Origin of the sequence: Pantoea sp. B_9 (assembly GCF_008632015.1) — a bacterium.
GTDB lineage: Bacteria > Pseudomonadota > Gammaproteobacteria > Enterobacterales > Enterobacteriaceae > Pantoea > Pantoea dispersa.
The window spans coordinates 115423-131363 of record NZ_VWVL01000005.1; the positions used below are offsets into that span (position 1 = coordinate 115423).

The window sequence follows — 15941 nt, forward strand, 5'->3', positions numbered from 1 at the left end:
CACTTCACAGGCTATAGTCCCAGAGAACACAACATTCCGTTTCATAATGAAAAAAGGAAGCCGGCAATGCATTATCACCGTATCCCCCATAGCACGCTGGAAGTCAGTCAGCTGGGGTTAGGCACGATGACGTTTGGTGAGCAGAATAGCGAAGCCGACGCCCACCAGCAGCTTGATTACGCCGTTAGCCAGGGTATTAACCTGATTGATACCGCCGAGATGTATCCGGTGCCACCGCGTCCGGAAACCCAGGGCCTGACCGAAAAATACATTGGCAGCTGGCTGCAAAAGCGCGGCAGCCGCGACAAAATCATTCTGGCGAGTAAAGTCGCCGGCCCGGTGCGCGGCAGCGATGCGCTGATTCGCCCCAACCAGGCGTTGGATCGCAAGAACATCCGCGAAGCGCTGGACGCCAGCCTGAAACGCCTTAATACCGATTACCTCGACCTCTACCAGCTGCACTGGCCGCAGCGCCAGACCAACTACTTTGGCAAGCTCGGTTATCAGTACAGTGATAACACCGCCACCGTTACGCTGCTGGAGACGCTGGAAGCGCTGACCGAACAGGTGCGCGCGGGCAAGATCCGTTACATTGGCGTCTCGAACGAAACGGCCTGGGGCGTAATGCGCTACCTGCAGCTGGCGGAGAAGCACGAGCTGCCGCGTATCGTCACCATTCAGAATCCGTACAGCTTGCTGAACCGCAGTTTTGAAGTGGGTCTGGCAGAGATCAGCCAGCATGAGGGTGTGGAACTGCTGGCTTATTCCAGCCTGGCCTTTGGTACGCTGAGCGGCAAATACCTCAACGGGGCGAAACCGGCCGGCGCACGCAATACGCTGTTCAGCCGCTTTACCCGCTACAGCGGCGAGCAGTCACAGCAGGCGATTGCTGCCTACGTGGCACTGGCGAAACAGCACAACCTGGATCCGTCACAGATGGCGCTGGCCTATGTGCGGCAGCAGCCGTTTGTGGCCAGCACCCTGCTCGGTGCCACCACCATGGAACAGCTGAAGGTTAACGTGGAGAGTTTCAACCTGACGCTGAGCGGCGAGGTGTTAGAAGCGCTGGAAGCGATTCACCGTCAGTATACGTATCCGGCACCGTAATCTCCCTGGTGCGCGTTAACGCGCACCCTACAGGGTTCGTTACCCTTGCGTACTGCTGTGGTTTTGGCGTACGCGCCGGGCCAGGGTAGGGTCGCCATTCATGGCGACCTGGTCCCTTTCTGCGCCGCTCAGCGACGCGTTCTCCACCACAGCACGGCAATCGACATGGCGAACAGCGCGCCGAAGCCTACGCCCGTCGCGACCGCCGGCGCCCCCAGCTTAATCGCCACGGTATACAGCCCCAGCATCAGCAGCATCGCGCTGTTCTCACCCAGGTTTTGCACCGCAATCGCGTTGCCAGAACCCACGGTATCTTTGCCGCGCTCCTGCAACAGCGCGTTGAGCGGCACCACAAAGAAGCCGCCGAGTGCACCAATCAGCATCAGTAGCAGATACGCATTCAGCAGGCTATGCTGCAGCGAGAACAGCACCACCATCACGCCAATCAGCACGCCGGCCGGCATGCAGCGCCGCACCGTTTGCAGCGTGACCAGTTTTGCCGCCGCGCCCGCGCCGATAACGATACCGATCGCCACCATGGCATTTAGCGTGGTCGGCGTTTTATTGTCCGTGATGCCCAGCGCCACCGGCACCCACAGCACCAGCAGGAAGCGCAGCGTGACGCCGGCGCCCCAGAACAGGCTGGTGCCGAGCAGCGAGAAGCGGGTTTCACCGTTACGCCACAGCAGCTGTGCCGAGGCGATAAAGCTGCGCAGCATCGCGCCAGCGTGCCAGCTCTGGCCGGGGCGCGCTGCCAGCAGACGCGGAATGAACAGATTCGCCACCACCGCCAGTGCGTAAGTGAGTGCACACACCACCAGTGCTGCCAGCAGATGCCAGTCGGCGAGCACGCCGCCTGCCACCGAGCCGAGCAGAATCGCCGCGATAGTCGACGACTCCATCAGCCCGTTGGCTTTCACCAGCCGCGCGCCGCTGGTGATCTCCGTCAGGATGCCGTATTTCGCCGGCGAATATGCCGCCGCGCCAACGCCTACCAGCGTGTAGCCAAGAAACGGATTAAAGCCGAAGCAGATTACCAGCGCCCCGAGCAGCTTGAGGCTGTTGGCAAACATCATCACCCGCCCTTTGGCAAAGCTGTCGGCCATCTGCCCGACAAACGGCGCGAGCAGAATGTAAGTGGCCACAAACAGCATCTGCAGGATCGGCTGGCTCCAGTCCGGATAGAACTGACTTTTCAGCAGCGCCAGCGTGGCGAACAGCAGCGCATTGTCGCCAAAGGCAGAGAAAAACTGTGCCACGATCACCGCCAGCATACTGCGCGACAGCAACGGGGCGTCCGGATTCACCGTCTGACTCATGCCCGCTCCTCTTCTGCCAGCTGTTTCAGGCTGACGTAGTCTGGTTTACCGCTGCCCAGCATCGGCAGCTGTTTCATGAAGCGAATATCGCGCGGCACGGCCAGCTCTGGCGCACCCATCTCACGCGCAGCCTGCTGCAGCCGCTCGCGGCTGAGTTCACTGTCAGTGGAAAACAGCACCAGCGCTTCACCACGCTGGCCATCGGGCCGCAGCGACGCCGCGTGCTGTTTCTCCGCCGAAGCTTTCAGGGCAATCTGCTCCACGCTCTCCAGCGACACCATCTCTCCGGCGATTTTGGCGAAGCGCTTAGCGCGCCCCTGAATCTGACAGAAACCGCCCTCGTCAAAGCTGACAATATCCCCGGTATCGTACCAGCCCGCTTCCTGTTCGCCTTCGCCGTTATCCGCCACCGGTGGCTCCAGCACGCCGGGATTTTCCACCCGCAGGTAGCCGTTCATGAGGTTCGGACCGCGCAGCTGCAGCCGTCCGCCCTGCTCAATGCCGGGCACCGCAATCAGACGTGAATCCATGCCAGGCAGAATACGCCCGACGGTATGCGATTTGGCGGCCATCGGCACGTTGATTGCCACCACTGGCGCACACTCGGTCACGCCGTAACCTTCGAGGATGCGGATGCCGTACTTCTCCATGTAGATCTGGCGCGTGCCTTCCTGCAGCTTCTCGGCACCGGCGACGACGTAGCGCAGCCGGGCGAAATCGTACGGGCTGGCAAAGCGCGCATAGTTGCCGAGGAAGGTCGAGGTGCCAAACAGCACGGTGCAGTTACGGTCATACACCAGCTCCGGCACGATGCGATAGTGCAGCGGGCTGGGATAGAGGAACACCTGCGCGCCGGTCAGCAGCGGCGTGAACAGCCCGACGGTGAGACCGAAGGCGTGGAACAGCGGCAGCGCCGACATAAAGCGGTCGCGCGGGGTGAAATCCGCCACGGTGCGAATCTGCTCCACGTTCGCCAGCAGGCTTTTATGCGAGTGCACCACACCTTTGGGATTGCCTTCCGAGCCGGAGGTAAACAGCACCATTGCCGCGTCTTCTGGCTGCTGGGCAACCTGTGCCCGGCGTGGCAGCAGCAGGTGCGCGAGGATCCACAGTTTGTCCTGCAGCGTGACGGTATTCTTCAGATCCTCCAGATAGATCCACTGCACCTCCGTCAGCCCCTGCGGCAGGTGCCACAGGTTGCCCTTCTCGAGGAACTGGCGCGAGGTAAACACGGTTTTCACCTGCGAGGCGGTCAGCGCCGCGCGCATGCCGTTGATGCCGGCGGTGTAGTTGAGCATGGCCGGCACGCGACCGCGCAGTGAAGCCCCGAGAATCGCTGCCGCGGTCACCGTGGCATTCGGCAGCAGCAGGCCAACGAATTCGCCCTGCTGGCTGTAGCGCTCCAGAATGCGTCCGACACCGAGCGCTTTTTTCAGCAGCCCGGTGTAGCTGTCCGGCTTAAAGTTGATGTCTTCGATGCAGGCTTTACTCAACCCGTAACGGGTGCGCGCATTGAGAAAAGCGTCGAACAGCGTTTCGCGCGGGCGCACCGCCATGCGCGCTTCCATCATCACATGATGTAAATGCTCACCGGCCAGCACGCGGCGGTCGCGCGCGCGTTTCGCTTCCGGCATGGGAATCACCGTGGCCGGCAGCACCGTCAGGGTAATGCGCGGGAACAGGCGACGTTTAAACACCCCGGCCAGGCGGCCAAACGGCGTGTACTCTGCGCCTTCAATGCGCATCGGCACCACGGTGGCGGCGGATTTCGCAGCGACGAAGCCAGCGCCGCTGTAGATTTTCATCAATGAGCCGGTGACGGTAATGCGCCCTTCCGGAAAGATCACCACCGGACGCCCTTCGTTGATCATGCGCACCAGATGTTTGATCGACATCGGTTTGGTGGGGTCGAGCGGCACGAAGTCGATGATCGGCCTGAGCAGGCGCATGTACCACTGTTCGCTGATCGAAGAATAGACGGCGAACACCGGTTTGATGGGCAGAAACAGCGCCAGCAGCACGCCATCGAGAAACGACATATGGTTTGGCGTGATCAGCACTTTTTCTTTGTGCAGGGCAGTCAGATCGCCACGCAGCTCAACGCGCCATAACAGGCGACAGAGGAAACGCAGAACGGTAAATAGCATGCCAGCTCCTTAGCAGCGGTAAAAAATGGTTCTTACCTTGCAGGATCCGGGGATGTTCGACAAGTAGCGCAGTGATTTATCGTGATGAATTCAGGGTGATTCGCCCTGCCAGCCGCCGCCCAGCGCGGCGATCAGCGCCACGCTGCTCACCCACTGGCTGCTCTGCAGCGACAGCAGGCTCTGCTGCTCGCTCAGGCTGCTGTTTTCCGTGGTAGCGACATCAAGGTAATCAATCATGCCGGCGTCATACTGGTTGCGCGTTACGCGTGCTGACTCCTGTGCCGCCACGGCGGCGCGCTGCTGCGCGGCGATTTCCCCCTGCAAGGTATTCAGTTCCACCAGGTTATCTTCCACTTCTCCCAGCGCGCTCAGCACCGTCTGGCGATAGGTGGCCACGCTGGCATCATAGGCGGCACGCGCCTGCGCCACTTTCGCCGAGGTCGCGCCAAAGTCGAGCAGCGTACCGCTGAGCTCCGGCCCCAGCGACCAGGCGCGATTCGGCAGCGACAATAAGCTGTGGATCGCTGAGGCGGTCACGCCACCGCTGGCGCTGAGCGTCAGGTCGGGATAATAACCGGCAATCGCCACCCCGACCGCCGCGTTGGCGGCCGCCACGTTACGTTCGGCATAGGCGATGTCCGGACGGCGCTGCAGCAGCGCCGAAGGCAGGCTCTGTGGAATGGACGGCAGCGTGGCATCCAGCTTCGCCACCGGCAACGTAAAGTCGGCTGGCGCCCGCCCCAGCAGCAGCGCCACCGCGTGCTCCAGTTGCGCGCGCTGCCACTGATAATCCTGCGCCGAAGCGCGGGCGCTCTCCAGCTGCATCTGCGCCTGCGCCAGGGTGGCGCGGGATTCGCTACCGGCGCGGTACTTGTTGTCGATCACGCTGAGATAGCGCTGATAAGCTTCAATGCTGCGCTGATAGAGCGCGATCTTTTCGTCGATGATGCGCAGCTGAAAATAGTCCTGCGCCAGCTCTGACTGGGCGCTCAGCGTGACATTGGCCAGTTCAGCCTGGCTGGCCTGCGCGCTGGCCTTATCCTCTTCCTGGGTGCGGCGCAGTTTGCCCCACAGATCCAGCTCCCAGCTGGCACTCAGCGTAGCGCTGTGGCTGTTGCTGACGCTGCGCTGACCGCTGGTGCTGGCACGGCTGCCGCTGCGCGTGCTGCTGACATCGTAGTCGAGTGAGGGAAACAGCGCCGCGCGCGACTGCGCGCTCAGCGCCTGAGCTTCGCGATACTGCGCCGCATAACTGGCGACGTTCTGGTTGGAGATGCTCACCTGGCGCAGCAGGCTGGACAAGGTAGCATCGTGATACACCGTCCACCACTCCCCTTTGCGACTGGCGTCCTGCGGCGTGGCCTGCGTCCAGCCTTTGGCCTCTTTATAATGCGTCGGCAGCGCCATCGCCGGACGCTGATAATCGGGGCCAACGCTACAGCCAGCAACCAGTAGCGCCGCCGTCAGCGCGCCAATGTTCATCATTTTCATCAATCAGGATTCCACATGACGCACGCGCCGCCACTGACGCTGGGTGGCGCGGCTGAGACGATCCAGCCAGAGATAGACCACTGGCGTGGTAAACAGGGTCAGCAGCTGGCTCAGGGCCAGACCGCCGGCAATGGCAATCCCCAGCGGACTGCGTAAATCAGCGTCGCCACCGCTGCCCAGCGCCAGCGGCAGAGCGCCGAAGAAGGCGGCCAGCGTGGTCATCATGATCGGCCGAAAGCGCATCAGGCACGCCTGCGTAATCGCCTGCTGCGGCGACAGCCCCTGGCTGCGCTCGGCGTGCAGGGCAAAATCGATCATCATGATGGCGTTTTTCTTGACGATACCGATCAGCAAAATGATGCCGATCAGCGCAATCACCGTCAGCTGCGTATTGGTCAGCAGCAACAGCAGCAGCGCTCCGACACCTGCCGACGGCAGCGTGGAGAGAATGGTCAGCGGGTGAATGTAACTCTCATACAGCACGCCCAGCACGATATACACCGCCGCCAGCGCCGCGATGATCAGCCACGGCATAGTGGCGGTGAGCTGAGAGAACGCCGCGGCGGTGCCGGCAAAGCCCGCCTGAATGCTGGAGGGCAACCCCAGCTGTGCCATCGCTTGCTTAATCAGCGTCTGCGCCTGCTCCAGCGACACGCCGTCGTTGAGGTTGAAGGCGATGGTGCTGGTCGCTGACTGGCCCTGATGCGCAACCGACAGCGGCGCGTTGCCGCCGCTGAAGCGGGCAAAGGCCGCCAGCGGCACGCGATCGCCGCTGTCGTTAATCACATACAGTTGTTGCAGCATGGCCGGATCGCGCGTGTCGCTGTCCTGCAGGGCCATCACCACATGGTACTGATTGAGCGTGTGATAGAGCGTGGCAATCTGTCGCTGGCTAAAGGCATTGTTCAGCAGCGTGTCCAGCATCTGCACGTTAACGCCCAGCCGCGTGGCGCGGTCGCGATCGATATTGATCACCACCTCCTGTCCGCCGGTTTGCGCATCGGAATCCACGCTGTTGAGTTGCGGTATCGCGGCCAGCGCCGCCTGGACTTTCGGCGTCCAGCGGCGCAGCAGGTCGAGATCGTCAGCCTGCAGGCTGTACTGATAAGTGGCGTTGGCGCTGCGCCCGCCGATGTGCAGATCCTGCGCGGCCATCAGGAACAGCTGCGCCCCGGCAATATGGCGGGTTTTCTGGCTCAGCCGGTTAGCCACTTCGGTGGCACTGGCGCTGCGCTGGTCAAAATCTTTCAGCCGGACAAAAAAGTTGGCGCTATTGCGCGAGCCAAACATGCCGCTGCCCATTGACGACATCACGCTGTCTACCGCCGGATCGGCCTCAATGATTTTGGTGAACGCCAGCATCTTTGGCTTCATCGCCTGGAAGGAGATGTTCTGGTCAGCGCGCAGGGCGCCCATCAGCAGGCCGGTGTCCTGATTGGGGAAAAAGCCCTTTTGCACCACGCTAAACAGAAACAGATTGAGCAGCACGGTGAGCAGCAAACTCAGCAGGGTAATCTTCTGGTGCGCCATCACCCACGCCAGGCCACGCGCGTAGGCTGCCAGCAGCGCGTTGAGCGCATTTTCGATTAGCTGATAGAGCGGATGCGGCCGCCGGGTGACCTGCGGCTTCGGCCGCTGCAGTCGGGCGCACAGCATCGGGGTCAGGCTGAGCGAGACAAACATGGAGATCAGCAGCGAGACCGTCAGCGTCACCGCAAATTCCCGGAACAGGCGACCAACAATACTACCCATTAGCAGAATCGGGATAAACACCGCCACCAGCGACACCGTCATCGACAGCACCGTAAAGCTCACTTCATGGGCACCGCGCAGGGCGGCACGCAGCGGACTCAGACCGGCTTCGATGTGCCGGGTGATATTTTCCAGCACCACGATGGCGTCATCAACGACAAAGCCTGTGGCGATGATCAGCGCCATCAGCGACAGGTTATCGAGACTGTAGCCGAGCAGATACATCACCGCGCAGGTGCCGATCAGCGACACCGGCAGCGCCAGCGCCGGAATCACCACCGCCTGCAAATTACGCAGGAAGACAAATACCACGGCAATCACCAGCAGCATCGCCACCAGCAGCGTCTCTTCGGTGTCATAGAGGGAGGCGCGCACCGTTGGCGAACGGTCCACCACCACTTTGAGCTGGGTATCGGCAGGCAGATCTTTCTCCAGCTGTGGCAGCTGCGCTTTGATGGCGTCAATGGTGTCGAGCATGTTAGCGCCGGCCTGACGCTTGATGGCGATCATCACCGACGGCTGTGAATTGAGAAAGCCGGCCTGATACTGATCCTCCACCGAGTCATACACCGTGGCGACGTCATGCAGTCGCACCGCCTTACCCGCGTGGTAGCTGACTATCAGGTCGCGGTACTGTGCCGCTTTGTCCAGCTGGCCGTTACCGTCCACCATCCAGGACTGGCTGCTGCCCTGCAGCATGCCTTTCGGCAGATTGGTGGTGCTGCTGGCGACGGCGCTGCGCACCGTATCCAGCGCAATGCCATAGTGCGTCAGCTGTTGCGGCTGCAGATCGATGCGGACCGCCGGCAGCGCGCTGCCCATCAGCGACACCTCGCCTACGCCCCTGACCTGCCCCATCGCCTGTTCAATTTTGCTTTCGGCGAGGTCATACAGTTCACCCGGCGTGCGCGTGGCGGAGGTAAGCGCCAGCATCACAATCGGCGCGTCCGAGGGATTCGCTTTGCGATAGGTCGGCAGCGACTCCATAGCACTCGGTAACAGGCTGCGCGCCGCGTTTATCGCCGCCTGTACGTCGCGCGCCGCGCCATTGATATCGCGGTCAAGTTCAAACTGCAGTATCACGCTGGTCGAGCCCTGCGAGCTGGTCGACGTCATCTCCGTCACACCGGCAATCTGGCCGAGCGAACGCTCCAGCGGTGTCGCCACCGTGGCCGCCATGGTTTCCGGGCTGGCGCCGGCCAGGCTGGCGCTGACCATGATGGTAGGAAAATCCACCTGCGGCAGCGGCGCGACGGGCAGCAGCCGGTAGCCCAGCGCCCCGAGCAGCAGGATCGCCAGCGTCAGCAGCAGCGTAGCAACCGGGCGAAAGATAAACAGCCGGGTGATGTTCATGGCTCGCCCCGCGCCTGCTGCTGCCGGCGCTGCACGTAGCGCTTACCGCGCTGCGCCAGTCCATCAAACCACAGATAGATCACCGGGGTGGAGAACAGCGTCAGCACCTGGCTCACCAGCAGGCCACCGACAATCACCAGCCCGAGCGGCTGACGCAGTTCGGCACCGGAGCCGGAGGCCAGCATCAGCGGCAGCGCCCCGAGCAGCGCCGCCATGGTGGTCATCAGAATCGGCCGGAAGCGCAGCAGGCAGGCCTGATGGATCGCTTCGCGCGGCGTCATATGCTGCTTATGCTGCGCCTCCAGCGCGAAGTCGATCATCATAATGGCGTTCTTTTTAACGATGCCAATCAGCAGAATGACGCCAATCAGCGCGATCAGGCTGAATTCGCTGCCCGCCAGCATCAGCGTCAGCAGCGCCCCGACCGCCGCCGACGGCAGCGTGGAGAGAATGGTCACCGGATGAATAAAGCTTTCATACAGAATGCCCAGCACCACGTACATGGTGATCAGCGCCGCCAGAATCAGCCACAGCGTGTTGCCGGTGGCACTCTGAAACGCCGCAGTTTCACCCTGATAGCGCAGCGTTATGCTGGCGGGCAGTTTAAGCTGCTGCGTGACCTGCGCAATCGCCCGCTGCCCCTCCTCCAGCGAATAACCGGGATTAAGATTGAACGACACCATCACCGCCGGGAACTGATTCAGGCGCATGTGCATCAGCGCTCCGGTCCGCGCATGCACGCTGGCGATGGCGGTGAGTTTCACCATGCCGGTGGTGGTCTCACTGTCGCTGTCGCTGCTGGTTGATGCACTGCTGCTCATCGGCAGATAAACGTCATCAAATGACGCTGGCGACTGCTGATACTGCGGCGCCACTTCCAGCACCACGCGATACTGATTCGCCTGGGTAAAAATGGTGGAAACCAGCCGCTGCCCAAAGCTGTTGTACAGCGCGGTGTCGACGTCAGCTGCCGTGATGCCGTAGCGCGCCGCTTGATCGCGGTTCAGCTCCACATAGGCCACGCGCCCCTGATCCTGCAGGTTGCTGACCACGCCATTAAACTCCGGGCGCTGCTGCAGCGCAGCTATCAGCTGCGGCGTCCAGCGCACCAGGTTTTCGCTGTCGGCATCATCAAGGGTGAACTGGTACTGGCTCGGCGTCACCTGATCGTTGACCGTCAGGTCCTGTGCTGGCTGCAGATAAAGCTGAATGCCGGCGACCTGGCGCGCCGCCTGCTGTAGCTGCGCAATCACCTCGCCGGCTTTGACGTCGCGCTGGTCAAACGCTTTCAGGTTGATCTGCAGGCGCCCGCTATTGAGGCTGGTGTTATTGCCGTCAATACCAATGGTTGAGGACACACTCTCGACCGCCGGATTTTGCAGGATCACCGTTGCCAGCGCCTGCTGACGCTGCGCCATCGCCGTGAAGGAGACATCCTGCGACGCCACGGTCACCCCCTGAATCAGCCCGGTATCCTGGGTGGGAAAGAACCCCTTCGGGATGGCCAGATACAGCAGCGCGGTGAGTGCAAAGGTTGCCAGCGCCACCAGCAGCGTCAGCTTCTGATGGTTGAGCACTACGCTGAGCAGGCGGTCATAGCCGCGTACCAGTTTGTCAAACAGCTCGCCGCCTTTGCGCGCAAAGCGTGACTGTTGCGACTCCGGAATATGCCTTAACAGCCAGGCACACAGCATCGGCGTCAGCGTCAGCGACACCACCATCGACACCAGAATCGACACGGCCAGGGTGATGGCGAATTCGCGGAACAGCCGTCCGACCACATCGCCCATAAACAGCAGCGGAATCAGGACCGCAATCAGGGAAAACGTCAGGGAAATAATGGTGAAGCCAATCTGCTGCGAGCCTTTCAGCGCGGCCTGCATCGGCGTTTCCCCCTGCTCCAGCCGGCGCGAAATGTTCTCCACCACCACAATCGCGTCATCAATGACAAACCCGGTGGCGATGGTCAGCGCCATCAGCGACAGGTTGTTGAGGCTGAAATCGGCGAGATACATCACGCCAAAGGTGCCAATCAGCGACAGCGGTACTGCCACGCTGGGAATCAGCGTCGCCGCCACGTTGCGCAGAAACAGGAAGGTCACCATCACCACCAGTGCGATCGACAGCATCAGTTCAAACTGTACGTCGCTGATCGAGGCGCGGATGGTCTGCGTGCGATCGGCAAGCACACGCATTTTCACGCCATCCGGCAGCGCCGCCTGCAGTACGGGCAGCTGCTTTTTAATGCTATCCACCACCTGAATGACGTTGGCGCCAGGCTGGCGCTGCACGCTGATGACAATCGCCGGACGGTTATTGGCCCACGCCGACTGAAAGCGATTCTCCGGCCCCTGTTCGATATGGGCGATATCTTTCAGCCGCAGCGCCGCACCGTTCTGCCAGGTGAGAATCAGATTGCCGTATTCGGCCGCAGTGCGCAGCTGGTCGTTGGCGTCGATGGTCACCGAGTGATATTTGCCGTCGAAGCCGCCTTTCGAACCGTTGACGTTGCTGTTGGCGATCAGCGTATTGACGTCTTCCAGCGACAGCTTGTGCGCCGCCAGCGCTTTTGGATCCATCTGCACGCGAATCGCCGGCTGATTGCCGCCCGCCAGGGTCACCATCCCCACACCGTTGATTTGCGACAGCTTCAGCGCCACGCGCGTGTTCACCAGATCCTGCACTTCAGTCAGCGGCAGCGTGTCGGAACTGGCGGCCAGCGTGATCACCGCACTGTCGGCCGGATTGACCTTTTTATACGTCGGCGGATTGGGCAGATCGTCCGGTAACAGATTATTCGCCGCGTTGATTGCCGCCTGGACTTCCTGTTCGGCGACGTCAAGCGACAGATCGAGGCTGAACTTCAGGGTGATAATCGATGATCCGCCCGAGCTGGCAGACGTCATCTGGCTAAGACCGGCCATCTGACCGAGCTGACGCTCCAGCGGCGAGGTTACGGATGAGGCCATCACGTCCGGGCTGGCGCCAGGATAAAGGGTGGTAACCTGAATGGTCGGATAATCCACCTGCGGCAGCGCCGAGGTGGAGAGAAAGCGATAAGCGAACAGGCCGGCGATCAGCACGCCGATCATCAGCAGAATCGTCGCCACCGGGCGCAGGATAAACAGACGAGACGGATTCATGGCTGGGTACTTTTGCTGTCGTCAGCCAGCTGGACTTTGCTGCCGTTAGTCAGACGATCGATCCCCTCGGTCACCAGACGATCGCCTGGCGCCACACCCTGCAGGATCGCCTGACGATCTTCCCCCAGTGCCGGTCCGGCGGTGACCGCTTTGCGCGTCACGCTATTGTCTTTGTTGATAATAAACACAAAGCTCCCGTCGCTGCTCAGCTGCAGCGCCTGCGCCGGGATCACCGTCGCGTTTTTCAGCGTGCCGGTTTGCAGACGCAGATTAACGAACTGGTTGGCAAACAGCGCTTCGTCCTGGTTAGGAAAGCTGGCTTTCAGTTCGATGGTGCCGGTGCTGGTATCGATCTGATTGCTGATGTACTTCACCTCACCCTGCGCCAGTATGGTGCTGTTGTCCTGATCAAAGGCCGTCGCGGGCAGGCTCTGGCCGTTGCGCAGTGCGCGCGTCAGCTGCGCGATGTAGCTCTGCGGCACGCTGAACGTCACGGCGGCAGGCTGCATTTGCGTCACCACCACAATGCCGGTGGTGTCGCTGGTCTGCACCATATTGCCGGGATCGACCAGCCGCAGGCCTACGCGACCGCTGATCGGCGAGGTGATGCGGGCATACTCAATATCCAGTTTTGCGCTGACGATTTGCGCCTGATCCGCCGCCACCGCGCCCTGATACTGGCCGACGGTAGCAATCTGGCTATCCAAATCCTGGCGCGACAGCGAGTCCTGCGCTGCCAGCTTTTTGTAGCGCGCCAGCGTCAGTTGCGCACTGTGCAGCAGCGCCTGGTTCTGGCTGAGATCGCCCTGATACTGCGCCAGCGTCGCCTGATAACTGCGCGGATCGATCTGCGCCAGCAGCTGACCGGCGCTGACTTTCTGCCCTTCAGTAAAGAACACCTGCTGCAACTGCCCGGCCACGCGGCTGGTGACGGTGACGCTGGCGTTGGGGATCACCGTGCCGAGCGCATTCAGGTACACCGGCACGTCGGCCGTCGCGGCAACGCCGCTGTGCACCAGCGTTGCCGGGCCGCTCATCTGCGCCGCGCCGCGATGACCGCCTGGCGGCAGGTCGCCGGGTACTGCGCCCCGCTTGCCGCCTGCCACACGCCAGATCACGCCGGCCGCGATCAGCAGCACCAGCAACACAAGCAGCCATTTCAGCCAGCGGGAGAAACCAGAACGGGGAGCATGGATAGTCATCAGCGTCTTCAGATCAGCAAAAGTGTGGGTAAAAACCCCGGTAAGCAGGAGATTATTTCAGCGAAAATCATCACGACGCGCATTATCGGCGGATCGCCAGAACGTTTTCTATACGCAAACCGTAAGCGTTTCGTTAAGAGATGCAGGATTTAAACCGCGCCCGGCAGCGGTCGGTGATGGCGCGCGCAGGCGCTATAAACGGGAGAGGAGGACAACTTACAGGCAAAAAAAACCCACGCATCCGCGTGGGTCGGTGCAACCGAACAGGGTGAATACCACAAGGGTATCGCTGCCGCAGCAGCCGATCTTCACACCAATCAATACCTCTGGGACCTTTATCGTCGCGCAATGGCGGCACGGATAACAGCCGCAAATCGCAACGGAGTTCGGCGAAATGCAACGAGGTGTGAAAAGCTCGACTGCGCGTTTACATCCTGATTTCGTTAAGATTTATCTGATGCCGGTTTACTGTAAATCGCGTCTGGTGCCACGTTCATGTGTTTCAGCACCGGCCCCATGATGTTGCCAAATACCGGCGCGGCCACCGAGCCGCCAAAGTGATCGCCGGCGGTAGGATGGTTAATCATCACCACCAGCGCCACTTCCGGATGGCTGGCCGGCGCGATGCCGGCGGTGTAGTTGACATAGCCGCCGTCATATTTGCCGCTGCTGCCCATCTTCTCCGCGGTACCGGTTTTGGTCGCCAGCCGGTAGCCCGGTACCGCTGCTTTCACCCCGGTACCGCCCGGCAGCACGTCACTCTCCAGCATGTGCACCACGGTTTGCACGATCTGCGGATCCGCCACCTGCCTGCCCAGCACCGGTGGCGTCACTTTGGTGATCGACAGCGGGCGATAGACGCCATACGAACCGAGCGTGGCGTATTCACGCGCAATCTGCAGCGGCGTTACGCGCAGACCGTAACCGAACGAAAAAGTGGCGCGCTCGATGTCGGCCCAGCGCTGGCGATGCAGCGGGAAGTAGCCCACGCTCTCTCCGGTCAGCCCCAGCCCGGTCGGCTTGCCGAGACCAAACGCCTGATAGGTGTTCACCAGCGCTTCCGCCGGCATTGCCAGCGCGATGTGCGAGACGCCGATGTCGCTGGATTTCTGCAAAATGCCGGTCATGGTCAGGCGCGGCCAGTGACCGACATCGCGGATCAGGTGGCCGTTGACGCTGTAGGGCGTGGTGTCGATCACCGAATCGGGGCGCACCAGATGACGCTGCAGCCCTTCCATCACCACCAGCGGCTTCACCGTCGAACCGGGCTCGTAGCTGTCGTTGATGGCGGTATTGCGCATTTGCGCCGGCGTGGCGTTGTCATAATTGTTGGGGTTGAACGATGGATAAGACGCCATGGCGAGGATTTCGCCGGTGTCGATCTTCACCAGCACCGCCGCGCCTGAATCGGCCTTGTTGAGCAGCACGCCGTCGCGCAGCTTGCTGTACAGCGTAAACTGGTCAAACTTATCGATGCTGAGCTGCACCGTCGGCGGCTGCTTCGGCGGCTCGTAATCGATCATCGCAATAATGTTGCCGTCCCCGTCCTGGCGATACACCTCTTTACCCGGCTCGCCCTGCAGTACCCGGTCAAAGCCCTTCTCCAGCCCGTTAAGCCCGTTATTGTCCGCCCCGACGATGCCAATCAGTGGCGCCGCGGCCTCACTCATCGGATAAAAACGGCTGTCGTCATACACCGAACTGATGCCTTTCAGATGCAGCTCTGCAATATCTTTGGCAATGCCCAGCTCGATTTTGCGCCCGAGATAGAGGAAGCGCTTTTTCGGATTGGCGGTGATCTGCGCGCGCAGCTCGTCCGGTCGCAGATTCAGCGCCGCCGCCAGATAGCTCCATTTGGCGCTGGTGAAGTCGGGATTGGCCTCCAGCACGCGCAGCGGATCGGCGATGATATCGCGCGATGGCACGCTGAGCGCCAGCGCCTGGCCGTCGCGGTCGAGCAGCGTGCCGCGGTTGGTCGGCAGCGTCACGGTACGCAGCGAGCGCTGGTCGGCCTCGTGCTCCAGCATCGGATGATTGATCAGCTGCAGATCGCCGACGCGCGCCAGCAGCAGGCCCATGCAGCCTAATACGCCCAGACAAATCAGACGAAAACGAAACGGGTTAAACGGGGCTTTAATCTGGTCTTTTCCCAGAAATTTTTTAATCGGGGGCATGGCGATCCGCTGCGATAAAAGATGAATCCAAAGGGGTTAGCTGCAGTTATAAAGAAAGGTAAAGCGAGTTGACAGGAAAACAATGTATCAGTTCGTTTATGCCCGATTGAGGTCATCGTAACGGGACGCGTCACACCGGCAGATCGCAGGCAAAAAAAACCTGCGCATCTGCGCAGGTCGGTGTAATCAAGAAAACTGTTGATGTTCACCCATCAATACCTCTGGGACCCTGACTGTAGCAAGTTGCTCAGCG

The 15941-nt window shown here is 61.2% G+C and carries 8 protein-coding genes; 1 reads left to right on the forward strand and 7 read right to left on the reverse strand.

Features of this window, described 5'->3' with window-relative positions; all coding sequences use genetic code 11:
* Positions 1 to 66 precede the first annotated feature (66 nt).
* A complete protein-coding gene (locus F3I21_RS16115; RefSeq protein WP_021506697.1) occupies positions 67 to 1107 on the forward strand; it encodes an NADP(H)-dependent aldo-keto reductase in 1041 nt (346 codons plus the stop codon).
* Positions 1108 to 1235: 128 nt separating this feature from the next.
* Here the strand turns inward: F3I21_RS16115 and lplT are convergent, their stop codons facing one another.
* The 7 genes from lplT to F3I21_RS16150 all read right to left on the reverse strand — a co-directional run bounded on the left by lplT (position 1236) and on the right by F3I21_RS16150 (position 15688).
* Entirely contained in the window at positions 1236 to 2426 is a 1191-nt protein-coding gene (gene lplT / locus F3I21_RS16120; protein ID WP_150059313.1) for a lysophospholipid transporter LplT, read from the reverse strand.
* Positions 2423 to 4573 carry a bifunctional acyl-ACP--phospholipid O-acyltransferase/long-chain-fatty-acid--ACP ligase gene (aas, locus tag F3I21_RS16125; protein WP_150059314.1) on the reverse strand — a complete coding sequence of 717 codons (2151 nt, stop codon included), beginning with the start codon at positions 4571 to 4573 and terminating at the stop codon, positions 2423 to 2425. The genes lplT and aas overlap by 4 nt, the downstream gene beginning before the upstream one ends.
* Positions 4574 to 4663: 90 nt before the next feature.
* A complete protein-coding gene (locus tag F3I21_RS16130; protein WP_370515640.1) occupies positions 4664 to 6055 on the reverse strand; it encodes an efflux transporter outer membrane subunit in 1392 nt (463 codons plus the stop codon).
* Between the two features lie 12 nt (positions 6056 to 6067).
* Complete coding sequence (locus F3I21_RS16135) at positions 6068 to 9169, reverse strand: efflux RND transporter permease subunit (protein ID WP_150059316.1); 3102 nt, start codon at positions 9167 to 9169, stop codon at positions 6068 to 6070.
* Entirely contained in the window at positions 9166 to 12312 is a 3147-nt protein-coding gene (locus F3I21_RS16140; protein ID WP_150059317.1) for a multidrug efflux RND transporter permease subunit, read from the reverse strand. Before F3I21_RS16140 ends, F3I21_RS16135 begins: the two co-directional genes overlap by 4 nt.
* Positions 12309 to 13514 carry an MdtA/MuxA family multidrug efflux RND transporter periplasmic adaptor subunit gene (locus F3I21_RS16145; RefSeq protein WP_150059318.1) on the reverse strand — a complete coding sequence of 402 codons (1206 nt, stop codon included), beginning with the start codon at positions 13512 to 13514 and terminating at the stop codon, positions 12309 to 12311. The genes F3I21_RS16140 and F3I21_RS16145 overlap by 4 nt, the downstream gene beginning before the upstream one ends.
* A 443-nt stretch (positions 13515 to 13957) precedes the next feature.
* The gene (locus F3I21_RS16150; RefSeq protein ID WP_021506690.1) at positions 13958 to 15688 is read right to left on the reverse strand and encodes a penicillin-binding transpeptidase domain-containing protein; all 1731 of its coding nucleotides are present in this window, start codon (positions 15686 to 15688) and stop codon (positions 13958 to 13960) included.
* Between the last annotated feature and the right edge of the window lie 253 nt (positions 15689 to 15941).

What these genes read in the sequence shown, in the direction of transcription:
- F3I21_RS16130 (WP_370515640.1), bottom strand. Translation starts at nt 6,055, where the DNA reads ATGAACATTGGCGCGCTGACGGCGGCGCTACTGGTTGCTGGCTGTAGC.
- F3I21_RS16135 (WP_150059316.1), bottom strand. Translation starts at nt 9,169, where the DNA reads ATGAACATCACCCGGCTGTTTATCTTTCGCCCGGTTGCTACGCTGCTG.
- F3I21_RS16140 (WP_150059317.1), bottom strand. Translation starts at nt 12,312, where the DNA reads ATGAATCCGTCTCGTCTGTTTATCCTGCGCCCGGTGGCGACGATTCTG.
- F3I21_RS16150 (WP_021506690.1), bottom strand. Translation starts at nt 15,688, where the DNA reads ATGCCCCCGATTAAAAAATTTCTGGGAAAAGACCAGATTAAAGCCCCG.
- F3I21_RS16115 (WP_021506697.1), top strand. Translation starts at nt 67, where the DNA reads ATGCATTATCACCGTATCCCCCATAGCACGCTGGAAGTCAGTCAGCTG.
- F3I21_RS16145 (WP_150059318.1), bottom strand. Translation starts at nt 13,514, where the DNA reads ATGACTATCCATGCTCCCCGTTCTGGTTTCTCCCGCTGGCTGAAATGG.
- lplT (WP_150059313.1), bottom strand. Translation starts at nt 2,426, where the DNA reads ATGAGTCAGACGGTGAATCCGGACGCCCCGTTGCTGTCGCGCAGTATG.
- aas (WP_150059314.1), bottom strand. Translation starts at nt 4,573, where the DNA reads ATGCTATTTACCGTTCTGCGTTTCCTCTGTCGCCTGTTATGGCGCGTT.